At 36.3% G+C, this 26,108-nt stretch carries 23 protein-coding genes; 19 read left to right on the top strand and 4 right to left on the bottom strand.

Going from position 1 to position 26,108, the window contains the following annotated elements:
- Positions 1–15 precede the first annotated feature (15 nt).
- The 9 genes from ACXAHI_RS09985 (at position 16) to ACXAHI_RS09945 (ending at position 10,347) form a co-directional block, all read left to right on the top strand.
- Positions 16–1,158 (top strand): glycosyltransferase, encoded by a 1,143-nt coding sequence (locus tag ACXAHI_RS09985; RefSeq protein ID WP_474847377.1) that lies wholly within the window; start codon positions 16–18, stop codon positions 1,156–1,158.
- 21 nt (positions 1,159–1,179) lie between these two features.
- Positions 1,180–2,286, top strand: coding sequence for a glycosyltransferase family 4 protein (locus ACXAHI_RS09980; protein WP_474847375.1), 1,107 nt, complete (start codon positions 1,180–1,182; stop codon positions 2,284–2,286).
- A 14-nt stretch (positions 2,287–2,300) separates the two neighbouring features.
- Positions 2,301–3,431 (top strand): DegT/DnrJ/EryC1/StrS family aminotransferase, encoded by a 1,131-nt coding sequence (locus ACXAHI_RS09975; RefSeq protein ID WP_474847373.1) that lies wholly within the window; start codon positions 2,301–2,303, stop codon positions 3,429–3,431.
- A gap of 3 nt (positions 3,432–3,434) precedes the next feature.
- Positions 3,435–4,145: an acyltransferase gene (locus ACXAHI_RS09970; protein ID WP_474847372.1), complete on the top strand. Its 711-nt coding sequence runs from the start codon at positions 3,435–3,437 to the stop codon at positions 4,143–4,145.
- A 55-nt stretch (positions 4,146–4,200) separates the two neighbouring features.
- Positions 4,201–5,181, top strand: a complete 981-nt coding sequence (locus tag ACXAHI_RS09965) for an LCP family protein (RefSeq protein ID WP_474847371.1) — start codon at positions 4,201–4,203, stop codon at positions 5,179–5,181.
- Between the two features lie 76 nt (positions 5,182–5,257).
- Positions 5,258–6,736, top strand: coding sequence for a flippase (locus ACXAHI_RS09960; protein ID WP_474847370.1), 1,479 nt, complete (start codon positions 5,258–5,260; stop codon positions 6,734–6,736).
- Between the two features lie 8 nt (positions 6,737–6,744).
- On the top strand, positions 6,745–7,752 hold the full coding sequence (locus ACXAHI_RS09955) for a GNAT family N-acetyltransferase (protein ID WP_474847369.1): 1,008 nt from the start codon (positions 6,745–6,747) through the stop codon (positions 7,750–7,752).
- Between the two features lie 21 nt (positions 7,753–7,773).
- On the top strand, positions 7,774–8,697 hold the full coding sequence (locus ACXAHI_RS09950; RefSeq protein WP_474847368.1) for a PIG-L deacetylase family protein: 924 nt from the start codon (positions 7,774–7,776) through the stop codon (positions 8,695–8,697).
- A 27-nt stretch (positions 8,698–8,724) separates the two neighbouring features.
- Positions 8,725–10,347 (top strand): hypothetical protein, encoded by a 1,623-nt coding sequence (locus tag ACXAHI_RS09945; RefSeq protein ID WP_474847367.1) that lies wholly within the window; start codon positions 8,725–8,727, stop codon positions 10,345–10,347.
- Positions 10,348–10,402: 55 nt separating this feature from the next.
- Here the strand turns inward: ACXAHI_RS09945 and ACXAHI_RS09940 are convergent, their stop codons facing one another.
- Entirely contained in the window at positions 10,403–11,482 is a 1,080-nt protein-coding gene (locus ACXAHI_RS09940) for a glycosyltransferase family 4 protein (protein WP_474847366.1), read from the bottom strand.
- Between the two features lie 217 nt (positions 11,483–11,699).
- Between ACXAHI_RS09940 and ACXAHI_RS09935 the strand changes: the two genes are divergently transcribed.
- Together ACXAHI_RS09935 and ACXAHI_RS09930 are read left to right on the top strand one after the other, a co-directional pair.
- Positions 11,700–13,169 (top strand): O-antigen ligase family protein, encoded by a 1,470-nt coding sequence (locus ACXAHI_RS09935; RefSeq protein WP_474848139.1) that lies wholly within the window; start codon positions 11,700–11,702, stop codon positions 13,167–13,169.
- Positions 13,170–13,844, top strand: coding sequence for a YveK family protein (locus ACXAHI_RS09930; protein ID WP_474847365.1), 675 nt, complete (start codon positions 13,170–13,172; stop codon positions 13,842–13,844).
- 28 nt (positions 13,845–13,872) lie between these two features.
- On the opposite strand, the gene ACXAHI_RS09925 is transcribed toward ACXAHI_RS09930, so the two are convergent.
- Positions 13,873–14,940, bottom strand: coding sequence for a glycosyltransferase family 4 protein (locus ACXAHI_RS09925; RefSeq protein WP_474847364.1), 1,068 nt, complete (start codon positions 14,938–14,940; stop codon positions 13,873–13,875).
- A 189-nt stretch (positions 14,941–15,129) separates the two neighbouring features.
- A complete protein-coding gene (locus ACXAHI_RS09920) occupies positions 15,130–15,768 on the bottom strand; it encodes a YigZ family protein (protein ID WP_474847363.1) in 639 nt (212 codons plus the stop codon).
- A gap of 263 nt (positions 15,769–16,031) precedes the next feature.
- Between ACXAHI_RS09920 and ACXAHI_RS09915 the strand changes: the two genes are divergently transcribed.
- A complete protein-coding gene (locus tag ACXAHI_RS09915) occupies positions 16,032–17,183 on the top strand; it encodes a sensor histidine kinase (protein ID WP_474847362.1) in 1,152 nt (383 codons plus the stop codon).
- Between the two features lie 3 nt (positions 17,184–17,186).
- Positions 17,187–17,891: a response regulator gene (locus tag ACXAHI_RS09910; RefSeq protein WP_270180112.1), complete on the top strand. Its 705-nt coding sequence runs from the start codon at positions 17,187–17,189 to the stop codon at positions 17,889–17,891.
- A gap of 99 nt (positions 17,892–17,990) precedes the next feature.
- Here ACXAHI_RS09910 and ACXAHI_RS09905 read toward each other — a convergent pair whose 3' ends face one another.
- A complete protein-coding gene (locus ACXAHI_RS09905) occupies positions 17,991–18,923 on the bottom strand; it encodes a C40 family peptidase (protein WP_474847361.1) in 933 nt (310 codons plus the stop codon).
- 291 nt (positions 18,924–19,214) lie between these two features.
- Between ACXAHI_RS09905 and ACXAHI_RS09900 the strand changes: the two genes are divergently transcribed.
- The 6 genes from ACXAHI_RS09900 (at position 19,215) to secA (ending at position 26,079) form a co-directional block, all read left to right on the top strand.
- Positions 19,215–20,060, top strand: a complete 846-nt coding sequence (locus ACXAHI_RS09900; protein ID WP_474847360.1) for a DegV family protein — start codon at positions 19,215–19,217, stop codon at positions 20,058–20,060.
- Positions 20,061–20,550: 490 nt separating this feature from the next.
- Positions 20,551–21,606, top strand: coding sequence for an ATP-dependent helicase ComFA (locus tag ACXAHI_RS09895; protein ID WP_474847359.1), 1,056 nt, complete (start codon positions 20,551–20,553; stop codon positions 21,604–21,606).
- 161 nt (positions 21,607–21,767) lie between these two features.
- Positions 21,768–22,286 (top strand): ComF family protein, encoded by a 519-nt coding sequence (locus tag ACXAHI_RS09890; protein WP_474847358.1) that lies wholly within the window; start codon positions 21,768–21,770, stop codon positions 22,284–22,286.
- Between the two features lie 142 nt (positions 22,287–22,428).
- Positions 22,429–22,629, top strand: coding sequence for a cold-shock protein CspD (gene cspD / locus ACXAHI_RS09885; protein WP_136947176.1), 201 nt, complete (start codon positions 22,429–22,431; stop codon positions 22,627–22,629).
- A gap of 213 nt (positions 22,630–22,842) precedes the next feature.
- Positions 22,843–23,403 carry a ribosome hibernation-promoting factor, HPF/YfiA family gene (gene hpf / locus ACXAHI_RS09880; RefSeq protein ID WP_270180631.1) on the top strand — a complete coding sequence of 187 codons (561 nt, stop codon included), beginning with the start codon at positions 22,843–22,845 and terminating at the stop codon, positions 23,401–23,403.
- 162 nt (positions 23,404–23,565) lie between these two features.
- Positions 23,566–26,079 (top strand): preprotein translocase subunit SecA, encoded by a 2,514-nt coding sequence (secA, locus tag ACXAHI_RS09875; RefSeq protein WP_474847357.1) that lies wholly within the window; start codon positions 23,566–23,568, stop codon positions 26,077–26,079.
- The last annotated feature ends 29 nt before the right edge of the window (positions 26,080–26,108 follow it).

Below are 26,108 nucleotides of genomic sequence, written 5' to 3'. Positions count from 1 at the left end.
ATGAGGAGGAATGGGATGCATGTCTTAATCGTCCCTTCTGGTTACCCTATGGAGGGCAAACCTTATAGGGGCATCTTTTACAAAGAGCAAGCCACTGCTTTAAGTAAAGCAGGATATAAGGTAACTGTCGCGTTTCCTGAAATATGGAGCTTAAAGGCTATTAGAACTCACAAAGAAAAAGGAAAAATAACTAAACAAATTGAAGACGGGGTAATGACTTACCGCTTTAAAGGCTTCAATTTCTTTGGAAATGCTCCATATAGTACAGAACTGATTTTTAAAAAACGCTTAAAATCATTGTATAAGCAAATAGTAAGTGATATCGGCAAACCTGATATTATTCATGCCCATTCATGTCTATGGGGAGGCTATGGTGCTAGTGAGTTAAGTAAGAAAGAACGTATTCCTTTGATTATTACGGAACACTCTTCTGCATTCGGTCGAAATATGCTTAAACCTTATCAAGAAAAACTTGCTAAGGCAGCATTTAGCAAAGCAGATGAAATCATTTCAGTTGGACCTGGTTTAAAAAAAGACTTAGTTTCTTATACCAAAAAAGATATCAAATTGATACCAAATTTTATTGAAATGGAACACTTAAACCCTAAAGCGTCCAACGCTTCAAATAAAGGATTTAACGTACTGATTGTAGCAAATTTGAATGCAAACAAAGGTGTTGACCTGCTTATCACTGCTTTTTCTCAAGCATTTAACCAAGGGAATGAAACGTTGAGAATTGCTGGTATAGGAGAAGAAGAAAACCGTTTGAAAAAATTAGTTGAGAAATACGGCCTTGAATCAAGAATTACATTTTTAGGTGCACTTTCAAGAGAAGATGTTTTAAAAGAGATGGTACAAGCAGATGTGCTTGTGTCTTCAAGCTATTATGAGACCTTTGGTGTAGCTTTAGTTGAAGCATTAGCAGTTGGCACACCCATTATTGCAACGGATAGTGGTGGTCCTAGTATGATCGTAAACGATTTGAATGGATTATTGATTCAACCAGGAAGTGCTTCCGAGCTAGCTCATGGATTAACATATATGAAAGAGCATCAAAAAGATTATAATCCTATAACAATCCATAAAGATTGTAAAGAAAGATTTGGCAAAGAGGCTGTCATTCGTAAACTTCACCAAGTTTATAACAAGTTAGTTTGATCTGAAAGTAGGTAGTATGAAATGAAAGTTTGTCATTTAACCTCGGTCCACTCTCCTAATGATATAAGGATTTTTATAAAGGAGTGTCGCTCACTTCAGAAAGCTGGATATGACGTATCCTATGTCGTACCGAATACAACTTCTTTTGTAAAAGATGGAGTGAATATTGTTGGAGTGGCTTCTGATGCAAAAAATGAAAGAAATAGAATGATCAACACAACAAGAGAAGTATATAATGCGGCTCTAAAAGTAGACGCGGACATCTATCATTTCCATGACCCTGAACTTATTCCAATTGGACTTAAGTTAAAGAGAAAAGGGAAAAAAGTTATTCATGATATACACGAAGACGTACCTAGACAGATCTTAGAAAAGCAGTGGATACCAAAGTATCTTCGTAAAAGTATTAGCGTTGTTTTCGAAAAGTATGAACACTACGCTGCAAAAAAATTCGATGCTGTCATTACTGCAACTCCTTATATTTGCGAAAGGTTTAAACGTATAGGTTCAAACGCTTATAATGTAAATAATTATCCCATTTTAAGTGAATTGTATATGGATAATTCAGATTCGGAAAGAAAAAAATCTGCGGTCTGCTTTATTGGTGGGATAACCAAAATTAGAGCAGCAAAAGAAATGGTAGAAGCTATAGGAAAAACTAATTCAACCCTTATACTAGGCGGAAACATAGCACCGAAAGAATTAAGAAAAGATCTAGAAGCAAATACTGGTTGGGAAAATGTGAGAGATATGGGGTTCGTAGACCGAGAAACTGTTGCTGGTGTAATGTCTGAGTCTCTTGCTGGTTTGGTTCTATATCATCCACTTCCTAACCATATAAACGCCCAACCTAATAAAATGTTTGAGTATATGTCAGCGGGAATTCCTGTGATTGGATCTAACTTTAAATTATGGGAAGATATCATTAAAGGTAATGATTGCGGTCTTTGTGTTGACCCATTAAACCCCGATGAAATCGCTAATGCAATTAATTGGATAACAACTAATCCACAAAAGGCTGAGGAAATGGGTAAGAATGGAAGAGAAGCCATTGAGCAAAAGTACAATTGGGAAAAAGAAAGCAAAACATTGATAGATATTTATCAGAACTTACAAAAAACTTACTGAAAGAAGGCTAACAAATGAAAGTACCTATGCTTGACCTAACAGAACAATACCAATCATTAAAAAGTGAAATTGGCGTGGCTTTAGAGGAAGTAATGTCAAGTTCACGATTTATTCTTGGTGATAATGTTAAGAAACTTGAGCAAGATGTAGCAGACTTTAGCAACGCTACTCACAGCGTCGGAGTTGCAAATGGTAGTGATGCACTTCACATCTCTTTATTAGGATGTGGAGTAAAAGAAGGGGACGAAGTAATATGTCCAGCCTTTACCTTTTTCGCAACAGCAGGTGCAATAGCACGAGCAGGGGCAACTCCTGTGTTTGTAGACATTGACCCAAAGACTTATAATATTGACCCTTCGGCTGTAGCCAAAGCAGTCACAGATAAAACAAAAGCGATTATTCCTGTCCATTTATATGGACAGATGGCTGATATGGATGCACTTAAACAGTTAGCAGACAAACATGACCTAGCTATCATTGAAGACGCAGCACAATCCATTGGAGCTGAATACAAAGGCAAGAAAGTTGGAGAACTTGGTACTACTGCAACGTATAGCTTCTTTCCAACCAAGAACCTCGGAGCATATGGAGATGCAGGTATGATCATTACAAGTGATGATGAAGTTGCGGAGAAAATGCGAGTTATAAGAGTGCATGGTAGTAAACCAAAATATTATCACCATGTATTAGGATATAACAGTAGATTGGACGAACTTCAGGCTGCAATTTTAAATGTTAAGTTCCCACACCTTACTGATTGGAATAAGAAAAGAATCGAAAAAGCTGAATATTATACAGAATTACTGAATGAGCATCTTGGAGATAAAGTTGTGACTCCTTTTGTAGAAGAACATAACTATCACATCTTCCACCAATATACAATTCGAGTACCAGAGCGAGACAAGTTGCAATCTTTCTTAAAAGACGAGGGCATTGCTACAATGATTTATTATCCTAAACCACTACACCTTCAGCCTGTATTCTCAAACCTTGGTTATAAAGAAGGCGATCTTCCTCATACAGAAAAAGCATGTTCGGAAGCTCTCTCTCTTCCAATGTTCCCAGAATTAAAGAAAGAACAGCAGGAGACTGTTGTGGAAGCAATTAAAAACTTCTACGAAAGCAATAAGGAAGGAGAAGCATAATCTATGCAACCTGTACAGATAGGTCAAAATGTTGTTATTGGTGAAAATGTAACTTTTGGAGAAAATGTTTCGTTGGGCAATAATGTTATAATTTATGATGGAGTACAGTTAGGAAATGGAGTTATGGTCCAAGACAACGTTATAATTGGTAAGCAACCTGCTCGAGCTAAAAACTCCATACTTCCAGAGGTGAAAAAATTACCACCAACAAAGGTAGGTTCAGGCTGCACAATCGGTACTTCATCAATTATTTATGCTAATGCGGAGTTAGCTGATGATGTTTTCGTTGCAGATCTTGCTACCATCCGTGAGCGCGTTACTGTTGGTGAAAAAACGATTGTTGGACGCGGTGTGGCAATCGAAAACGACTGTAGGATTGGTGTTAAGTGTAAATTGGAAACTAACTCCTATATTACTGCCTATTCTGAGCTAGGTAATAACGTTTTTGTTGCACCTTATGTTGTAACAACTAACGATAATTATTTAGCAAGATCATCTGAAAGATATGAACATTTTAAAGGAGTAACGATTCATGATGGGGGAAGAATAGGAGCAAATGCTACAATACTTCCTGGAAAGACAATTGAAAAAGATGGTACCGTCGCTGCTGGTAGTGTTGTTACGAAAGATGTGGAAGCAGAAATGCTTGTAGTTGGCTCGCCTGCAAAACCAGTTAGAAAAGTTCCAGAAACTCAACTTCTTAAAAACCAATAAGAAGCTTCCCGTATAGACGAATGTAGAGTTTTTGAATTGAAAAGAGGCGTTATGTTTGGCAAACAACAAGTCGCGAATGAGGCGAAGAAGGAAACGCTCTATTCTTAGAAAAATTATTCTGTTGATCTCTGTAATCGCAGTAATCGTGGTTGGTTATGGTGCTTATGTTGCATTGCAAGGATATCAAGCATCTAAGAAGACTTTTAACGAATTAGAGCGTGGTACACAATCAGAATTGCGTGGAGAGGCTGTTAAGATAGGTGAAGATCCTTTCTCGATCTTGCTTATGGGAGTTGAAGACTATTCAACAGGTGGCGATAATGGCCGTACTGATACCTTAATTTTGTTGACAATAGATCCAAAGAAAAAAACTGCCAAAATGGTTAGTATTCCTCGTGATACCAGAGTTGAAATAGTTGGTAGGGGAGAAATGGATAAGGTTAACCACGCTCATGCTTTTGGTGGTCCTGATATGACGATAAACACCATTGAAAACTTCTTAGATATACCTATCGATTATTATGCTAAAGTAAATTTCCAAGGATTTAAAGATATTATAAATGAAATTGATGGCGTGAAGGTAGATGTACCGTTTGATTTCTGGGAATACAGTGACGAAGAAAATCGCAAGAAAATCCAGTTTACTGAAGGGCCAATGAAATTAGACGGTGAAGAAGCGTTAGCATATGTACGAATGCGAAGGTTTGATAGTGATTTTGGCCGAAGCGATAGGCAACGCCAAGTAATTGATGCAGCATTAGACAAAACATTGTCGGTGTCGGGCCTTTTTAAACTAGATGACATAGCTGACCATTTGGGAGACAATATTCAAACAAATTTAACTGCTTTAGATATCGTTACTTTAAAGAAGAATTTTACAGATTTAAAATCATCGAATATAGAGAACCTCAAATTCGAGGGAGAAGACTCTCGAATAAATGGAATATATTATTTTGAACCTTATGAAGAAAATGTAAATGAAATAGAGCAGATTCTCAAAAACCATTTGAATCATGAGAGCACATCTGAGGAATAATTCCTTAGATGTGTTTTTGTGAAGAATATAGTGATTATTGAATGCTCAGTAATTTAGTTACTAAGGAGTTTCAAATATGAGTAAAAAAGAGCAATCCTTTGTACATGACCTGGTTTATTATGCCATCACCTATATTGTTCCAATGATCGTTGGGTTTTTACTTGTCCCTATCTTTACTAGTAATTTCACAACTGCTGAATACGGACAATATAGTCTAATTAATGCTTCGGCAGGATTTCTGGGTATACTATCAGTGAACTGGATAAATGTAGCATTTATTCGGTACTATACAAATGATGAAAAGGATAATAAGGAACAGCAGTTAATTATCGTTTCTATAGCTGTATTGACGGGATTAGTTACACTTATTTCAATGATTTTATATGTGATGAGTTACTTTGGCGTTATAGATGGAATTATTCCAAGTGAATATTTATGGTTAACAATCGTATTATTATATTCCGCAAACCTTCATTCCTTTTTCTTCTCGTATTTAAGGGCTAATCGTAAAGCTAGGTTTGCTACTGTTCTAACGACCTTAACGATACTAATTAGATTCTTATTATTTATTTATCTGTTACATAGTTTTGATTTAAGTATTGCTTCGATTCTAATTGCAACGATTGTTTCAGATATCATTTATTCATCAGTAGTACTTTATAAAGAAAGAAAGAAAATACGCCTAATTAAAGTGGATAAACTTGATTTTGACTTTATCAAGGAGTATTTTAAATATGGTTTTCCGTTTATTTTAATACTAGGAGTTCATTGGCTATTAACGCTCTCAGATCGTTTTATGTTAAAGTTTCTAACAGATAGTAGCGAAGTGGGAATTTATGCAATTAATTATTCATTCGCACAGCAAATCATGATGCCGTTGATTACAATATTCATGTCCACTGCTGAGCCTATATTATTTCGGAAATATCGAGATAGTCCCGAAGCAGAAGTTAACAAAACACTTAATAATATATTTAAGTATTTTTTTATCATGATACTACCCGCAGTGGTTGGGCTGTCAGTCGTCTCTAATAATATAACATCTCTCTTTATCAAAAATGATTTTAAAGCTGGTTTTGTAATTATACCAATCATTACATTTGGGTTTTTATTTTTAGGTATAAGACAGTATCTTAACAAAAGCTTAGAACTTGTTAAAAAGAGTAAAGAAATAGCAAATATATCGATTGTAGCCGCGGTAACCAATATTTTATTTAATCTTATTCTTATTCCTATGTATGGATATATTGGGGCAGCATGGGCAACGCTCATCGCCTACTTTGTTTACTTTATCTTATCGTTCTATAAAACTAACCATTTGTCTCATCTTAGAATTGTGTTTACGAGCTCCCATATAAAAATTATTACAGCAACAGTTATTATGGGCGTAAGTGTTTACGGAGCAAATTTCCTACCCATCAATAATATACCTATATTGCTTTTTGTTCAGGTGTTGTTAGGATTAATCATCTATTTTGTATCATTACTATTATTAAGAGTAATCAATGATGAGATTTTTCACCTTTTCAATCGTTTTAAAAAGAAAGGTAGCTGACAGAAAAAGTGAGTGAATCAAAAGTTAATTATCGTCTTTATCATCCTAATGATTTTTCTTCATATGTAAAATTATATTCTAAAGTCTTTGGCAAAAGCATGTCTAAGGAATATTTCGAGTGGAAATTTTGTAATACAAATAACCCAGCTGTCATTTTTTGTGCTTTTAATAAAGAAGGAGCAATGGTGGGGTCTAGAGTAATTTTAATCACTAAGTTAACGGTTGCTGGCAATCAAGTAAAAGGAGCTCAATCTGTTGATTCCATGGTTGATCCGGATTATCGAGGAATGGGAATATATAAGCAATTAAACTTAATGGCGTTAAAAGAACTAGAAAAAATGGATGTGAAGCTCATTTATACTTTCCCTAATGATCAATCATTCCCTCCACTAAAAAAATTGGGTTGGAGAGAAATCACTCCGATTAACATTAGGGTGAAAGTTTTAAGCTTAGAAGCAGTTGTGCCAACTATTCCATTCATTACGCCTGTAATTTCATTCCTTGATAAAATGATGAAAACGAAAGAAAAGAAATATAATAATAAAATTCAAGAAATCCAAACATTCAACAAAAGTCACGAAGATTTTATGTATACTGCTTTGAAAAATAAGACTCATCAATCAAGAACAAAAGAGTATCTTAACTGGAAGTATGTTGAAAAACCTTTTGATGACTACATTTTATTGGAGGTTAAACAGCAAGAAAAAGCAGCAGCTATCTTTGTTATAAGGAAAGATCATGTGAATGGAATCATAAAAGGTACCATTTTAGAATCGGTAGTAAACGAAGATCTAAATGTAAAGCAAGTCTATAAAGATTTATTCGCTTATTTGAGAAAGAAGGACTTTGACATTGTAAGGCTTTGGGAAAGTGAAATGTCTAATTCAAAACTCTATACCAAACTAGGGCTGGGAAAAAGAAAGTCTACTTTAAAATTCACTGTGAAAGAAATAGGAAAACTAGGCTTGGAACAAGGAGTTTGGCATATTAGTGCTGGGGATGCAGACACTGCATAATTTCATGTAGGAGGAAACAAAATGTTTTCATCAATTAAGGAAGTAATCAAGCCATTATTTCTAAAAACATATACATTTAAAAATAATGCTTTTGTTAAAAAAATGCTTTCTAACAATAATGCTGAGATACAAAAAAGAAACGAAATGGTTACTCATCTAAAGGGAGAAAGGGTTTTAATATTAGCTCCGCATGTAGACGATGATGTTATTGGATGTGGTGGAGCAATTTTACAGTATTTAAAAAAGGGCAAGGAAGTACATATCGCCTACCTAACCACTGGTCAAAAAAATGGAACCCATGGTTTGTTGGAAAAAGAAATTATTGAAGAGCGAAAAAAAGAGGCGGTATTAGTTGCGAATGAATTAGGACTTTCAGAGCAAAATTTACACTTTTTGAATTCAAGAGATTCTGAGTTATTGACTACAGATATTAGTGAAGAGCTTGGGAATTTAATGAAAACATATAAACCTGATACTGTGTTTTTTCCATCAATTATAGATACACACGTTGATCATTACGCTACAAGCAAAAAAATCTGTGATCTCTATAACAAAGACAAAGAATTGTTTAATAACACTACCCTTATGATGTATGAAGTACAAAGTCCAATATCTCCTGTTTTTTCAAATATTATCCTTGATATAACTAACGAATTTGAAGAAAAAAGGAAATTGTTAACGTTCTATAAATCACAAAGAACAAAGTTTTACTTTCTTCCTATAATGGATAAATTAAATGGGCTGCTCCTTGGTAAAGAGCATAAGGCTGAATTGTATATAAAATCTGATATTAAAACTTATTCCGATTTCGTTAACCGTCATTTCGAGGATAATGCTACCTACTTTGCTCTTAAAGAGAAGTTGATAGCTCACAGAGATCATCGAAATACCATCGATACTTATAATAGTACTTTAGATATCAAAAAGAGTTATTTAGAGCTTTAGAAATAAAAAAAGATTTGAGGTTTTCAAATGCTTTTAGAGAATAATAATTATACGCTCTCTGATTCTGATGTGCAGCATATAGAGAATGACAAATATAAGGTCTATTGGAAGGGATTCGTTTATATTCTTTCTGTAGAGAGTGGGCAAAAAACTGTCGAACAACTTATCAACTTATTAGGTACTGAAGATTTGAAAGAAGTTATCGATAAGTTACATGGGAATTTCTTTATGTCAATTTACGATAAAAATTCCGATACTTCGTTTTCTTTTATTGATAATAGTGGCTTATTTGAAGCTTACTCTTCTGAAAAAATTGTATCTACTTCGTTTCTTAAACTTGTTAAGGAGATTGGTCTAGGAAAAGAAGATATTAATCAGCATAGAATTATTGAATTTTTAAATGCTGGAGTTTTATATCAAAAGAGAACTTTCTTTAAAGAAATAATCAAAATTAATAGAACTAGCATTATTAAGATTCATAATAATGAGATGGCTATATTGGAAAAGAAACACAATGTTTTAGAAGGAGAAAAAGCGGCTACTGACTCATTTGTAAGTTTTTTTGAAGGATTAGCCACATCGTTAAAAAATGCAAAGGTAAGTGTTGATTTAACTGGTGGAATTGATTCTAGGCTACTAGCAACTATACTAGATTACTTCAAAGTGAATTATGATTGTTCAGTGTCAGGAACACCTAATGATAAGGACGTTAAAATAGCTAGACAAGTTGCAAATAATTTGGGACGTTCACTCAAAATATCAGAAAGAACAGGACAAATAGATGAGGGCGAAATAAAGGATTTATTTTATTTCTGCGATGGTCTATATGAAATCTTTAATGCTTATAGTGGACGAAACAGTCAAATTGAACGCAAAGAGAGAAACATTGATCTTATTATTACTGGAGCTGGAGGAGAACTTTATAAAGATTTCTTCTGGCTACAAGATTTTCCGAACTATAGAAGCCCAAATTCAAATGTAAGTAAGTTATATCATTCACGAATTTTGCCTCTCAAATTTGATAATAACCTGTTAACAGACGAATTATCTGAAATTAATCGGACTTTTAGTCAGAATGCAATAAAAGAATTGGAAGAATATAAACAAGATATAAATACAAAGACATATGATCAAATATATTATTTCTATAGAATGCAAACACTAGCCGGAAGGTTGCTCACTTCTTCTTCAAGTATCATTGATAGCTATTCTCCACTTCTTGAGTTTGATGTAGTGAAAGTAGGATATAACCTACCTAGAAAAAAACGTTTTTTTAATAACTTCCACCGTGAAATCATTACTAAGATGAATCCTGAGGTAGCGAAAATTAAAACAACAGAAGGCAACTTAAGTGTCTCTTCAAATAAATATGAGCTAATAAAAGATAGCTCAAAATATGCGACAGATAAAGGAAAAAGAGTTGTAAAGAAACTAGGACAAAAAGTTCTTAAGAAAAAAATCTTTGCCGTAAATTATCATCACCAAGATTTCTATGAAACAGTTAGAAGAATGCCTATTGTCAATGATATGGTCAAAGTGTTACAAAGAGAAGGAATTCTGTCGAAAACCATCACTATTCAAGATATAAAGAATGATTATTTAGGAAGAATTATCTCTCTAGGTCTTTTATATAGCTATCTTGAAAGATAAAAAAAAACGGAGTAGTAACAAGTGGAGAGTTACTGTCCGTTTCTTTTTTTGATGATTATTTTCTATTAAAACTGTATGATAATAATTTTCTAGTAGTATTAATTAGTGGTTTCTTTCTTTTGTCTCCAATAAGTCCAACAATCTCTGCTGTTAATTGTAGAGAAATTAGAATCAATCCTAATATTATAAAGGAACCCCAAAGAGTTGCATTAGAAAAGAGAACTGCTGATAATCCGAAAAAGCCACCTAATCCATATATAATTAACACTGTTGATTTATGACTGAATCCCATTGAAAGAAGACAGTGATGAAGGTGGGATTTATCAGGATCCGATATTTTCTTTTTAGTAACAATACGTCTAATAATAGCAAAGAATGTATCAAATAGAGGAACTGCAAGAATAATAACTGGAATAATAAAGCTGAAAAGTGTCACACTCTTAAAGAACCCTATTAGTGATACGATTGAAATAGAATAGCCAAGGAATAGAGCTCCTGTATCCCCCATGAAAATCTTTGCTGGGTGAAAGTTGAATATTAGAAATCCTAGTGTGCTACCTATTAATACGAGAGTTAAAGAGATTACTAGAAAGTTTCCGTTAAAGATTGCCATTATCAACATGGATGAGAAGGCTATTGTAGAGATTCCTCCTGCAAGTCCATCCAAACCATCTATAAGATTTATCGCATTTGTAATACCTACAATCCATAGTACAGTAAATACGTATCCAAATGGACCTAGATCTAGGATACCTTCGAATGGCAGAGCAATAAAATCAATTTTAAGGCCAGATTGAACCACTACGATCGCCGCTATAAGTTGGGCAATCAATTTAGTTCCTGCAGACAAGGTGTATCTGTCATCAAGAATCCCGATTAATAGAATAATAGCAGCTCCTATGAGAATATCAGGCATGTAAGAGGAGTATGGAGAAAGATAAAGAAAGCCGATACTACTCCCTATTACAATTGCTAGTCCACCAAGTCTTGGCATAATTGTCTGGTGAACTTTTCTTGGATCGGGCTTGTCTACAGCGCCGATTTTAATAGCAAACCACTTCACTAGTGGAGTAGCTACAATGGACACTATAAATGATAATATAAAACCTATTATAAGTTGCGGTATTGTAAACATTTATTTCACCTACTTAAAAGTATACAATCTTAAATAATCATAACAGAAACATCAGAACTTGCAATGAATTTACGAATACTTTTAACTGTAGTTTTCGACAAAATCTTATTGAAAAGAAATAAGTTAAATGGAATAATTTATTATGGCAATAATGAGATAAGGAGGTTACCACCAAAGAAATGAGTGAAATTTTCGTAGGAGTTGAAAGTTTGTGGGAATGATTACTAACCTGGTGAAGAATATCTATGTACAAATATTACTTGCCATTATTGTTGCTGTTGTAATGAACTTTACAGTAATTCCGGTCCTTACTGGCCTTAATGAAACTATTGCATGGGGTGCGCTTATCATCATTCTCCCTGCAATTTTATTCACTATAAATTTCATGAAATGGTTCAAGAGAAAAGTAAAAATATCTGAGTTATTACTATATCTACTGATTGTCACTTCATTTATCGGTCCATCAATTACCTTTAAATTAGGTCCAGTTTCACTGTTTCCATTTCGAGCAGTATATTTAGTAGTAATTCCTATGTTTCTCCTTTTTTTAATTAAGAAAAAAGAGATAATCGATTGGCGCGGAGTAGCTTATAAACCTATATTCGTTTTTCTGATTTTCTGGATATTTCTAGCATTCACTTCATTAATATGGGCGGAATCCATAATATTGGGGATAAAAAATGTTTTTTATTTAAGTCTCGGTATATCTCTTATATTTATCATTTCGTTTCTTTTTACGAAGTTAAAGCATTATATTGTTTTCTTTTACCTATGGATTGGAATGTTAGTTTGTTTACTGATGTTAGGTTTCTGGAATCATCTTACACAACAGCATCTGAGCGTTTCTAGAATCAATGATTTAGCAGAATATATGCATGGAGTACCTACTGCTGTATTTGGTAACGAAAATGATTACGCAAGTTATCTTGCGATAAGTGTTTTCTTTGTTGTAAGTATGATTAAATTTCATAAAAATTGGTTTGTGAAACTAATTGGTATTGGAATAGTATTAAGCTCTATCTATATTATTTATGTGACTTCCTCCAGGGCAAATTATATCTCCCTGCTGCTTGGCTTTGGAGTTTGGTTACTCCTATATGGTGGAAAGAAATTCAAAGTATTTGTTTTAGGAACAGGAATCGGTATAGGATCAATTGTTGGGGTCTTATATTATTCAAAAGTGGTTTCAGTATATGATAAGATTATTTCTAAGGTTTTTACAAAGACCACTGGTGGGTCAATAGATGTTCGAACAAATATTTTGAAGAACGTATATGCCTATTTCACAGAAACTTACGGGGTTGGTGTAGGAGCTGGCAATGCGGAATATTATTTAAAAAACCATGCCATTTATCCGATAGACATCTTTTCTAATGTTCACAATTGGTGGGCAGAAATAATGGTCAATTATGGAGCAATTATTATCGCAGGTTATTTAGCCCTGTATATTAGTGTTTTGTATATACTTTTTAAAATTTCAAGAAAGAAATGTGATGATAATGTGCTCATGATAAGTGAGGCATTAACCACGAGCCTAGTTGTATTTTCCCTTGCAAGCATAAGTCCTAGTTCTGTTTTAACTTTAAATTATCATTGGATGTTATTTGCTTTTGCAATTGGATTTATTGTGTATTATTCAACTCAATATAGCCATGTTAGTAGGCCCATAACAGGAGGTAATTCTTAAATGCAACGTAACTTAAAAAGAATCTATAGTAGGTTTAAGAAGTTTTTGTGGGTAATATTGTTGATTCCAATACTCACTGCTGGAGTTTCTTATTTGTTAGAAACGCAAACTCCAGCGACATATACAGCATATTCAGAAATAGCACTTGGAAATTATGAGTACGATCGAATGACAGAACCACGTACTGTTAAAGATTTCTTATCTAACGAAGCGTATTTGAAAATTTTAGACGAAAAATATGGTTTATCAATGCCTCCTGAAGAATTATCAAAAAACTTAACGGTTGGAGAAAAGCCTGGTAAAATCTTGACACTACAGTTAACTGGAGAAGATTCGTCCACTGTAGAGTCTGGATTGTCTGATATCACAGAAGCTTTTATTAAAGAAAGTGATGAAATAAAACAGGAAAGAAAAAGCTTTTTTCAAGAAAAAATAGATAAACTCGAATCACTTCCTGATAGCCCAGAATCAGCGGTGAAAAAACAAGAATTTATATATGAGTTACAATTAAACATTCTTAACATGCGTGATACTATCGTCAATGAGCCAGTTACTATAAAGGATCAGTTAGGTGATCCATTTAAAAGAGCTATATTTGGGTTGCTTGTTGGTGCGGTTATAAGTATGTTTATTCTCATCTTGCCTGAATTTTTGAGAAAAGATGAAAAGCAATAAAAAAAACAGCCCTTAAGAGGGCTGTTTTTTATTGCATGAGAGCTAGTATTTTTTTGATTGTACTGAGAATGGGGGTAGGTTTTTCTTTAAGCCAACCTAAAACTTCGGAAGTAAATTGCATAGCAAACAATATTATTCCAATAATAAACAATGTACCCCAAACTGATGATGAGGTAAATACAACAGCTGATAACCCAAACAGCGCACTCATTAAATAAATGATCAATACGGTCCCACGATGCCCAAAACCTAAAGCTAATAGGTTGTGGTGTAGATGGAATTTATCTGGTGCTGAAATTTGCTGTTTATTTTTAATTCTTCTTATGATTGCAAAGAACGTATCAAAGATCGGAACAGCTAATATTAGAACAGGTAATACAAAACTAAAGATCGCGACACTTTTGAAGAAGCCGATTACAGAGAGCACGGCAATCATATAGCCTAAGAATAATGCCCCTGTGTCACCCATGAAAATCTTTGCAGGGTGAAAGTTAAAGAGTAGAAATCCTAACGTACCACCGATCAAGATGATCGCGATACCAGCAACAAATATATTATTATTTAACACTGCTACAGTAAAGATGGAAGTAAGCGCGATGGTTGATACACCTGCAGCTAATCCATCTAGTCCATCAATTAAGTTGATCGCATTCGTAACGCCAACGATCCAGAAAACAGTTACTGCGTAGCTTGCAATGCCAAGGTCAATTTTTCCTATAAACGGAAGAGCAACAAAATCAATCGTTAAGCCTGTGCTGACTACGAGTAGTGCAGCGGCGATCTGTGCGATAAATTTTACTTTTGCACTAAGGGTATATTTATCATCAAGTATACCAACAATGATAATAATCACTGCTCCAAGTATAATTCTTAGTGGAGTATCCAAAAATTGTGATAAATATAGGTAGCCTGCAAAAAAGCCAATTACAAAAGCTAAACCGCCCAGTCTAGGCATTAATTTCTTGTGTACTTTTCGATTATTAGGCTGATCAACAACACCCATCTTTATAGCTAACTTCATCACTAACGGTGTAACGGCCACAGTAGTGAATAGTGCTATCAAGAAAGCGATGCTAAGGTCAAGCCATGATGGCATGTTTTTCACCTACTTTACTATGCATTCACATAACATTTCCCTCTTTCGTGAAAATGAAAACTTTGTCATGCTAATTATCGATAACTTAGTTATATGCTTCGACAAAAAAACCCATACTCCATTATCATATCAAAATAATGGGAAGATAGGGAAAGGTTTTTATTAAACTATATCAATATAATTTTCACATCAAACTGGAACATCCACTTCTATATACAGCTGGTTTTGAACGGTTATTATCCCTTTACCGCTCGTTAAATTAGTCATCCACTCTATATAGTCTTCTTCTTCACCTCTCTCTACGATAACGATCACCTGAACGTTGTCCAAATAATTTATTTCCTCGAGTATATAATTCGACGAACGAACCTCGTTTTCGACTTTACCGAGTAAAGTGTAATCGATATTTGTCTGTATCTTTGTCATTAACTTTCGTTCTACGATTCCTGTAGCATTTATACCTTCTGAGACAGATTGTCCATACGCACGGATTAAGCCGCCTGCACCTAGTTTAATCCCCCCAAAATAGCGGGTAACTACGACGGTAGTATCTTTTAATTGTTTCTTTTTTAATACTTCTAACATTGGCACACCAGCTGTTCCTGATGGCTCTCCATCATCGTTTGCTTTTTGAATGTGATCCTGCTCTCCAATTAAATAAGCGGAGCAATTATGGGTAGCGTTATTATGCTTTTTTTTGATATGTTGTATGAACGCTTGAGCTTCTTCTTCAGTAGTAGTCCGTTTAACATGTGTGATAAAACGAGATTTTTGAATAACAATTTCATGTTCGCCTTCACCTTTAACGGTTAAGTAGGAATTGAGCATATGTAATACCTCCAGATTCCCTCACAATTTCATCATCGGAAGGGGATTTGTTCTTTATTATCGAATACTAAATTAATAAAGAATAGTAATGAGACTTGGGGACAACCTTGATTTAGACATATTCATTATAATTGTCCTAATTTAATCCATCAAATATTAATTCTGATGACATAAACAGACGGTCCGATACGAATTTTGTAAAAGAAGTACTTTTGGACTATCTTTTCTCGCCGTCCGTCTCCTAAAGAAATGGAGGAGTAAGCTTGAGTTTTCAAAAGTTAGATCCAAACGCGCTAGACGCCATACTGGACAAAACAATGGAAAGCATTAATACAAGCAAATCGAAGCTGTTCGAAATCGGAGAGCACTCTCACGAAGAATATCAAGAGTTAAATGAACAACTTCAACTTTTAAAGGAAGAGTTAAGCACTGTTCAGAAATTGAGAGAAAACAGGTTGCAAGAAGATCGAATCGCAAGAGCTGAGCTTGTAAAAATCAGTAAAAACTTTCACAACTATGGAGAACCAGTGATTAGAAGAGCGTACGAACAAGCTTCGGAAGCACAGATTAACCTCTCCATTAGTATTGAGAAAGAAACAAGGTTGAAAGATCAAATAGCTGGTATAGAAAATAGGATTAACTCCGTCAGAAAAACATCTGATAAAGCTGAGTCTTTTATGAGTCAAATTTCCACCGTCCTTAGTTTCTTAGGTGGTGAATTGAGGCAGTATGGGGAAGCGATTGAAGATGCAAAAAGGAAACAAGAGTATGGTCTTCGCATCATTGAAGCTCAAGAAGAAGAAAGGAAGCGTTTATCGAGAGAAATTCATGATGGCCCCGCACAAGTGCTTGCGAACGTATTGTTACGATCACAGATAATTGAACGTATTTATGAGAAAAAAGGGAAAGACGAAGCGTTTAAAGAGATAAAAGACATGCGCAGTTTAATTGAGGATGCATTGAAAGAAGTTAGAAGGTTAATCTATGACCTCAGGCCAATGGCTCTTGATGATCTCGGTCTTATACCAACTTTGTTAAAATACTTGAATAGAGTAGATGAACGATCAAATGCTGATATTACGTTCGAATACTATGAAGGAATACAGCGATTGCACGTTCGACTAGAAGCAGCGATCTTCCGTCTTGTGCAAGAAGCTGTTCAAAATGCCATCAAACATGCAGAAGCAAGTAAAATACATGTTGACCTGAATCTAGATGGTGATAAGATTGTGGTAACGATTCAAGATAATGGAATTGGTTTCGATGTTAATGTGCGTAAAGATCAATCTTTCGGCTTGTTAGGAATGAAAGAACGAGTCGGCTTGTTAAATGGTACGATTAAAGTTGATTCAACGCCAAAAAAGGGTACATATATTTTGATAAGAATCCCGATACATGAACAGGAGGGCGTGTAAGCGATGTATACAGCAAAAGCTTTAACTAAAATTGTTATAATAGATGACCATCGATTATTTCGTGAAGGTGTAAAGCGTATTTTGGATATGGAAGATGATTTTGAAGTAATCGCTGAAGGCGACGATGGCGGAGATGCGCTTCGCCTTGTTGAGGACCATAAGCCAGATGTCGTTTTGATGGACATCAATATGCCTCATGTAAATGGTGTAGAAGCAACGAGGCAGTTAATTGAACAAGTTCCGGATACGAAAGTTATCATTCTCTCGATTCATGATGATGAAACATACGTGACTCATGCTGTAAAAACAGGAGCTGCTGGCTACCTCCTTAAAGAAATGGATGCAAATTCTCTTGTAGAAGCTGTGAAAGTTGTAGCTTCAGGAGGAGCATACATTCATCCAAAAGTAACTCACAACTTAGTAGATGAATATAGAAGGCTTGCTACAGAAGGCAAAAGAACGACGGCTCAAATTGGTTTTAAAGAAGTTGAGTATCGAAAGCCACTTCATATTTTGACACGTAGAGAGTGTGAAGTTCTTCAATTACTAACGGATGGTAAAAGTAACCGTTCGATTGGAGAAGAGCTGTTCATTAGTGAAAAGACGGTTAAGAACCATGTATCGAACATTCTTCAAAAAATGAACGTTAACGATCGTACACAAGCGGTTGTTGAAGCGATTAAAAAAGGTTGGGTAAAGGTGCGCTGATGCGCATCTTTTTTTTTGCAAGTTTTAAAGATTCCTAGTTTTATTCGAGCAACAAAAAAGGAACCCCTATAGTAGGAGTTCCTTCATTAAATATGAGACTTAAACTTCTTTTGCTCCAAGGTAACGTGGTGCCCAGTAAGAGTTGTCCATGCTGCTGATCGTTACACCATAAGAAGAAGATGAATGGATGAACTTGCCTCCACCAAGGTAGATACCAGCGTGAGAAGGACCGGCTTTGTATGTTTCAAAGAATACTAGGTCTCCAACTGATGGAGAAGAAACGCTGCTCGTTGCATTCCACATGCTCGCTACAGTACGAGGTAGGGAAACGCCAGCTTTGTTAAATGCATATTGTAGAAAACCACTGCAGTCAAATCCAGAAGGAGTAGATCCTCCCCAAACGTAAGGTACACCTATGTATTGTTTTGCAATAGGTACAACAGATGACGTGCTAGCTACTGAGCTATCGTTCGATGAAGAAGGTGCAGCCGTAGATGCGCCTGAAAGTGCTCCAAATGTTTGCGGTCCAGCAATTCCATCGACAGCCAAGCCATTAGCGCTTTGGAAGTTCATAACTGCTTTTTTTGTAATAGATCCGAAGATTCCATCAACTGAATAGTTATAGTAGCCTTTATCTTTCAGCTGACTTTGTAGGTTCGATACTTGTTGCCCACGATCACCGTGACGAACTGTTCCAGAGTAGCTAGAGTTAGATGTTGATTGGCTAGTTGATTGAACTGAAGCTCCACCGTTTAGAGCTTTTACTGTTTGTGGTCCAACGACTCCATCAACTGTAATTCCAGCGCTGCGTTGAAAGCTACGTACACCAGATTCTGTGATAGATCCAAAATATCCTGTTGCTGTATGGTAGTTAAAATAGCCTTTGCTATCTAGTAGATTTTGTAGTTCAGTTACGTCAGAGTGCTTCATGCCGTTGTAAAGTGTTTGATCACCAAGTGCAGCTTCACTTACGTTTGGTGCTAATAGAAGAGACCCAGCGATTGTAGTAGTAATAACAACTTTCTTAAACATTATATAATTCCCCCTGAAGTAATATATTAAACATTTTATTTTTTTCTTTACGATTGCTAGTTTACAGGATATAGATAACAGAGCGATGAACATGAGATTACAATCATGTAACATAATAGTGGGCTATTTTACTAAATGTTTCATTTTTCGACATTACGATTAAAAAATATGACAATGGTGGTTGACAAATATTATGAAAACATTCTATAGATCTGTTGGCACATGGCGAAAATTATTCTATGATTAGCATAGCTGCAATCTACAAAAGTAATATTGAAGAGAGGCGTTAATATGAAAACTGTGGCTGTTGTAACCGATAGCACTGCATATATACCAGGAGAGCTACTGGATGAATATGACATCACAATGGTTCCTCTCAGCGTAATATTTGGGAATGAATCATATCTTGAAGAGAAAGAATTAAAAGCAGAGGAATTTTTTGACCAAATTCGAAATGATGATGACTTGCCGAAAACTTCACAACCTTCCATAGGAAGTTTTGTAGAAGCATACGAGAAACTTTCTGCGGATCATAATGAGATCATAACGATTACTCTTTCAAGTGGTATTAGTGGAACGTATCAATCAGCTTATTCTGCAGGCTCAATGGTCGATGCGGACGTTCACGTTTTCGATTCTGAAATCAGCTGTATGATGCAAGGTTTCTATGTTCTTGAAGCAGCACGCATGGCTCAAGAAGGTCATAGTGGAACAGTTATTTTAGAAAGACTTAATGAAATGAAGGAAAAAGGGATGCCTGCCTATTTTGTTGTGGATGATTTAAGTCATCTGCATAGGGGCGGTCGCCTAAATACTGCTCAACTGTTTGTAGGTAACTTGCTACAAGTGAAACCTGTTCTGACGTTTGAAAATAAGAAGATTGTTCCATATGAGAAGATTAGAACGAGGAAGAAAGCAGTTAATAAGATTCTTTCGTTATTTGATGAAGATGCGAACCAAGGAGATTACATCAAAGTAACGATTATTTATTCCAATAATAAGGATGAAGCTTTGATGCTGAAGGACAAGCTTGAAGGGGACTACTCAAATATTGAGGTGGTTCTAAGTTACTTCGGTCCTGTTATCGCTACACACCTTGGAGAAGGATCTCTAGGGATTGGCTGGTATCGTCCATGATTCAGCCTAAAGGAGAAGTAAATCGATGAGATTTGCTTCTTCTACTTTTCAAAATAAATCATTCCTTGTTCCTGAAGGGATATCGAACACAGAGGATGGCACTTACTATCCTATCAGCCACTTTACCGTTTTCGAACCACAACCGATTGATCACGGATACACCCCCTCCCATGAGCTATTAACCTTCCTTAATGGGCGTCATCTTCTCCTAGATGAAATCCCTTTTCCTTTAGAACAACTCCATGAACATTACATGAATGGCTTTCTTCAAATAGAAGCAGGAATACAGTTTATATCAAGTAAACATACATGCCTAAGGTGTGGAAATAGTGTAGCTTTCGGATACTATCCCTGTGCAAGATGTAAATGTCATAACTGTAGGTATTGTAGAAAATGTATCAAAATGGGAAGAGTAAGCTCCTGCTCCCCATTATATTACTCTCCTGCCTCACCCCCCACTTATCCTTCGACTCTATTAGATTGGAATGGCGTGTTATCACACGGGCAAAATGAAGCCTCTGACCAAGTAAAACTTGCGATTCAAAAGAACGAAAAACTATTAGTTTGGGCGGTGTGTGGTAGCGGAAAAACAGAAGTATTATTCAAAGGCCTCGAACAAGCTATTCATGAAAATAAAACCATCTGTATCGCTACACCACGAACGGATGTAGTACTTGAACTTCTTCCCCGACTTCGCAAGGCTTTCCCAACCATAGCCATTTCTGGATTGTTTGGAGGTAGTGATGATCCTTTATCTCCGTTCATCATTTCCACCACCCATCAATTGATTCGTTACAAAAATTGTTTCGATGTCATAATTATCGATGAAGTTGACGCTTTCCCTTATGAATACGATCCTTCTTTACAATATGCCGTTGATAAGGCTAGGAAAGATAATGGTGCGTTAGTGTATCTTACAGCGACACCTTCGAGAAAAATCCTTAAACAAGTGAAAGACAACGGATTACCTTACGTGCGAATCCCTGTGCGTTACCACGGATACCCATTACCTGCGCCGAAGTTTACTTGGGTTGGAAATTGGAGGAAACATATACGTAAGGGAAAACTTCCGGCTGTCTTAATAAAATGGATCGAACAGCAATTTCATGAGAAGAAACCAGTAATGTTATTTGTTCCTTCTATTAAATTAGCTGAACGTATTCACTCCTTATTTGAAGAGATTCAGATCGATTGTGAAACTGTTCATTCGGAAGATACTGATCGTGTGGAAAAAGTTATGCGGTTTCGAAATCGTCATTACCGCTTGCTTCTTACAACAACAATATTAGAAAGAGGTGTAACGATTGAAAATGTATCGATAGGTGTTCTGGGTGCAGAAGCAGATATCTTTACGGAGAGTGCACTCGTTCAGATTGCGGGGAGAGCAGGAAGAAGTAAAAAATACCCTCAGGGGGAAGTTGTGCTATTTCATTATGGAAAAACGAATGACATGCTCCTAGCTTTTCGACATATAAAAAACATGAATGTGGAGGCGGACGATAGAGGATGGCTCAAGGGAAAAGGTGTGTATGGTGTGAAGAAGTGATCAATAGTGTTTCATGGGAGATGTTCTCCTTTTTTGAAGAAGAGTGGAATGTTTGTCTTGAATGCAAGTCGAATCTTGATCGTATTTCCGGGGAAATTTGTCTAAAATGCGGACGCCTACTTTCGAAGATAAAACAAGAATATATTCACGGAAAAACCTGTGTGGATTGTCAAAGATGGGTTGAAAGAGGGTATCAAAATCGTTTGGTTCATAATCGCTCCTTGTTTGAATACAACGATTTTATGAAGCAGGTTCTTACACTATATAAGTATCGAGGGGACGCAGAGGTTGGAAGAGCGTTTAATAGCACGTTTTCAAAGACGATAGAGAAATCGTATAAATTTATCGATTTCGTTATCCCGATTCCTCTGAGTATCGAGAGGCTTTATGACAGAGGGTTCAATCAATGCGAGATATGGTTAGAAAAAGTGCCAAACAAACTAAGTAATTGTCTTGTACGAACTCAGCACGAAGAAAAACAAAGTAAGAAAACAAGGCACGAACGTGTTAATCGCTCAGTGGAAATGTTTCGTGTAGCTAACGACCATCTTATAAAAGACAAAACCCTTCTTATTGTCGATGATCTTTATACAACTGGAACAACTGTTTATCAAGCAGCTGACGTGTTAGTTAAAAGCGGGGCAAAAGACATCTATTCTTTAACTCTTTGTAGGAGTTAAACCGCTTGTCGAAAAGTTTTATAGAAAGCGCCTCCATTCGTGTCATATCAACAAAAACATCCCTTTGACAGGTGAGAGGAGCGAGCGTATAGTGAAGGTATGGCTAATGCCATGAAGATTTCTGAAGGGAATGTTGAACAGCATGCAAGGAAAAGTAAAATGGTTTAACAATGAAAAAGGATTCGGTTTTATTGAGAGAGAAGATGGAGACGATGTTTTTGTACACTTTTCAGCGATCAGTGGTGAAGGGTTTAAGTCTCTAGAAGAAGGCCAGACTGTTGAGTTTGAAATCGTAGAAGGTGCTCGCGGTCCTCAGGCTGCTAATGTAGAAAAAGTATCTTAAATCAGCTAATGAATGAAGCCCTTATTTTCTAAGGGCTTTTTATTTTTGTGGAAGAGCAAGAAGATATAAGAAGGATTTGTAAAAAAATGTCGAATAAAACAACATCTTGTTAATATATCGTAAAAAAACCTTATTTTTTTGAAAGTTTATGAAGGGAAAGGGAACGGGTATAACGAATACTATACTCATAGATGGAAGGAGGAGTGCCACATGATGAATTTCAACATCCGTGGTGAAAACATTAAGGTTACACCTGCAATGAGAGATTATACTGAGAAGAAGGTAAGTAAACTTGAAAGGTATTTCGATACTCCACCTAACTCTGATGTTCATGTAAATATGAAAGTTTACAACGATCAACAGATGATTGAAGTAACTATTCCGATGCCGAACCTATTACTAAGAGCAGAAGAAGAACATCAGGATATGTACGCAGCTATTGATCTAGTAGTCGAAAAGCTCGAAAGACAAATCCGGAAGCATAAAACAAAAGTTAATCGCAAATTCCGTCAGGAAGGAAGCGTAAAATATATGTTCCGCGATGAACTTAATCCTACGATGACAAGCGTTGCTGAAGCAGAACCAGAAGAAGATGAACTTCAAGTCGTTAAAACAAAACGATTCACATTCAAACCGATGGACGTTGAAGAAGCAATCCTTCAAATGGATATGCTGGGACACAGCTTTTTCGTATTCTCAAGTGCGATCACTGGAAATACAAGCGTTGTCTATCGCCGAAAAGACGGAAAATATGGTTTGATCGAACAAGACTAATATTATAAACAAAGGGACAGAGGGAAAACCCTCTGTCCCTTTATGGTGGGGGGCTTGAACTTTCTTGTGCCCCCGTCAAGGAATTGTTAGAATGTATACATAGAACTAAAAGAATTAACTGAATCGATAGCACTCTACTGACAATAAAAGAGGAGCGTTTCTATGAAAGGTTTATTACGTAAAATTATTCCAAACGGCAACGAGCGACAAGTTGGACGTTTGCAAAAGATTGCTGATCAAGTTGAATCCTACTCGGAAGCGATGAAAAGCTTATCCGATGAAGAATTACAAAGTAAGACAACAGAGTATAAAGAACGTATTGAGAAAGGTGAAAAGCTCGATAAGTTGCTACCTGAAGCTTTTGCCACAGTACGTGAAGCATCTGAACGTGTACTTGGAATGAGACCGTTCCCTGTACAGATTATGGGTGCCGCTTCTTTGCATGAAGGTAATATCTCAGAGATGAAAACTGGTGAAGGTAAAACGCTAAGTGCGACTATGCCAGTTTATTTAAATGCAATAACAGGTAAAGGTGTTCATGTCATTACTGTTAACGAATACTTGGCAAGGCGTGACGCCGAGGAGATGGGCGAGCTCTATCAATTCCTTGGATTAACGGTGGGTCTTAATATTAGTGGTCTATCTAAAGATGAAAAAGCTGAAGCGTATGCAGCTGACATCACTTATGGAACAAACAATGAGTTCGGCTTTGATTATTTAAGAGATAACATGGTGCTATATAAGGAAGAAAAAGTTCAAAAGCCACTGCACTATGCGATCATTGATGAAGTTGACTCTGTCTTGATCGATGAGGCCAGGACGCCACTAATCATTTCGGGTAACGCTGAAAAATCTGCGACCCTCTATATTAAAGCAAATCAGTTCGTGCGTGTATTAAATGAAGAAACTGATTATACGATCGACATCAAGACGAAGAACGTTCAGTTAACTGAAGATGGAATGTCAAAAGCTGAAAAATTCTTCTCGATTGAGAACTTGTTTGATTATAAGCATGTGCAGCTTAATCATCATATTAATCAGGCGATGAAAGCTAACTTTATCATGCAGCGAGATACCGATTACGTTGTTCAGGATGAAGAAGTCGTCATCGTTGATTCCTTCACAGGGCGCTTGATGGCTGGACGTCGGTATAGTGACGGTTTGCACCAAGCAATCGAAGCAAAAGAAGGCTTGGTTATTCAGCGTGAGAGTATGACGCTAGCAACCATTACATTCCAGAACTACTTCAGAATGTATGAAAAGCTTTCTGGTATGACCGGTACAGCGAAGACGGAAGAAGAAGAGTTTCGCAATATCTATAACATGAACGTTATCGCAATTCCGACGAATAAGCCGATCGCTCGTGTTGATTACCCTGACCTTGTTTATAAGTCAATGAACGGAAAGTTCCAGGCGCTTTCAAAAGAAATTGAAGAAAGACATAAAAAGGGACAACCCGTCTTAGTCGGTACAGTTGCTGTTGAAACATCTGAATTGATTTCGCAGGTTCTTAAGAAAAGGGGCATTCCTCATAATATTCTTAATGCGAAAAACCATGCTCGAGAAGCAGAAATCATTGAATCAGCTGGTCAGCCAGGGGCGGTAACGATTGCAACGAACATGGCGGGCCGTGGTACTGACATCAAGCTCGGTGAAGGTGTAAGAGAAGCAGGCGGTCTCTTCATACTAGGAACAGAACGTCATGAAAGTAGACGTATCGATAACCAGCTACGAGGACGTTCTGGTCGTCAAGGTGATCCTGGTGAGTCAAGGTTTTATATTTCTATGGAAGACGAATTGATGCGTCGATTTGGTTCAGATAATATGATGAACATGATGAATAGACTCGGAATGGAAGAAGATCAGCCGATTGAATCTAAACTTGTATCTAGAGCCGTTGAGTCTGCTCAAAAACGAGTTGAAGGTAATAACTACGACGCACGTAAACAGCTCCTTCAATATGACGATGTCATGAGACAGCAGCGTGAAATTATTTATGCTCAGCGTGACGAAGTGTTAGAATCTGAAAACTTGCGAAATATTGTAGAAAAAATGCTCGACTCAGTCATCAAACGAATTGTTGACGCTCATACCGGTGACGAGGATATTCAAGAAGAGTGGGATCACCAAGCGATACTTGACCATGCTCGTGGTATTTTCCTTGAGGAAGGTCAGGTAACGGTTAAAGATATTAAAGGCTTAGATAAAGAAGAAATTGTTGAGCTATTAGTTGAAAAAATGAAACTAAACTATGATCAAAAAGAAGCAGACTTCGAACCTGAACGTATGCGAGAGTTTGAAAAAGTGATTCTGCTAAGAAGCGTCGATCGTAAATGGATGGATCATATCGATGCAATGGATCAGCTTCGCCAGGGAATTCACCTTAGAGCATATGGCCAAAACGATCCTCTTCGTGAATACCAGTTTGAAGGGTATGAGATGTTCGAAGATATGATCGCTGAAATTGAAGAAGAAGTTGCTACTTATATCATGAAGGCACAAATTGAGAACAATCTTAAGCGTGAGAAAGTAGCAGAAGGCCAAGCGGTAAATCCAAAAGAAGAAGGTTCATCAAAACCAAAGCCTGTTAAGAAAAAGCAGGACATAGGAAGAAACGATCCTTGTCCATGTGGAAGTGGCAAGAAATATAAACAATGTCACGGCAAAGTTCAGTAATGTAATGCCGGGCAGGTGCTCTTGTCGAG

The organism is Anaerobacillus sp. ABD4_527 (genome assembly GCF_056160805.1).
Note: the sequence above shows the minus strand (reverse complement) of the source record. Positions and strands in the feature narration are given on the sequence as shown.

Coding starts and splice junctions, on each gene's coding strand:
- ACXAHI_RS09940 (WP_474847366.1), bottom strand. CDS start 11,482: ATGTTTACAATACCGCAACTTATAATAGGTTTTATATTATCATTTATA.
- ACXAHI_RS09930 (WP_474847365.1), top strand. CDS start 13,170: ATGCAACGTAACTTAAAAAGAATCTATAGTAGGTTTAAGAAGTTTTTG.
- secA (WP_474847357.1), top strand. CDS start 23,566: ATGAAAGGTTTATTACGTAAAATTATTCCAAACGGCAACGAGCGACAA.
- ACXAHI_RS09925 (WP_474847364.1), bottom strand. CDS start 14,940: ATGCCATCATGGCTTGACCTTAGCATCGCTTTCTTGATAGCACTATTC.
- ACXAHI_RS09970 (WP_474847372.1), top strand. CDS start 3,435: ATGCAACCTGTACAGATAGGTCAAAATGTTGTTATTGGTGAAAATGTA.
- ACXAHI_RS09910 (WP_270180112.1), top strand. CDS start 17,187: ATGTATACAGCAAAAGCTTTAACTAAAATTGTTATAATAGATGACCAT.
- ACXAHI_RS09900 (WP_474847360.1), top strand. CDS start 19,215: ATGAAAACTGTGGCTGTTGTAACCGATAGCACTGCATATATACCAGGA.
- ACXAHI_RS09920 (WP_474847363.1), bottom strand. CDS start 15,768: ATGCTCAATTCCTACTTAACCGTTAAAGGTGAAGGCGAACATGAAATT.
- ACXAHI_RS09935 (WP_474848139.1), top strand. CDS start 11,700: ATGATTACTAACCTGGTGAAGAATATCTATGTACAAATATTACTTGCC.
- cspD (WP_136947176.1), top strand. CDS start 22,429: ATGCAAGGAAAAGTAAAATGGTTTAACAATGAAAAAGGATTCGGTTTT.
- ACXAHI_RS09960 (WP_474847370.1), top strand. CDS start 5,258: ATGAGTAAAAAAGAGCAATCCTTTGTACATGACCTGGTTTATTATGCC.
- ACXAHI_RS09950 (WP_474847368.1), top strand. CDS start 7,774: ATGTTTTCATCAATTAAGGAAGTAATCAAGCCATTATTTCTAAAAACA.
- ACXAHI_RS09985 (WP_474847377.1), top strand. CDS start 16: ATGCATGTCTTAATCGTCCCTTCTGGTTACCCTATGGAGGGCAAACCT.
- ACXAHI_RS09975 (WP_474847373.1), top strand. CDS start 2,301: ATGAAAGTACCTATGCTTGACCTAACAGAACAATACCAATCATTAAAA.
- ACXAHI_RS09905 (WP_474847361.1), bottom strand. CDS start 18,923: ATGTTTAAGAAAGTTGTTATTACTACTACAATCGCTGGGTCTCTTCTA.
- hpf (WP_270180631.1), top strand. CDS start 22,843: ATGAATTTCAACATCCGTGGTGAAAACATTAAGGTTACACCTGCAATG.
- ACXAHI_RS09980 (WP_474847375.1), top strand. CDS start 1,180: ATGAAAGTTTGTCATTTAACCTCGGTCCACTCTCCTAATGATATAAGG.
- ACXAHI_RS09945 (WP_474847367.1), top strand. CDS start 8,725: ATGCTTTTAGAGAATAATAATTATACGCTCTCTGATTCTGATGTGCAG.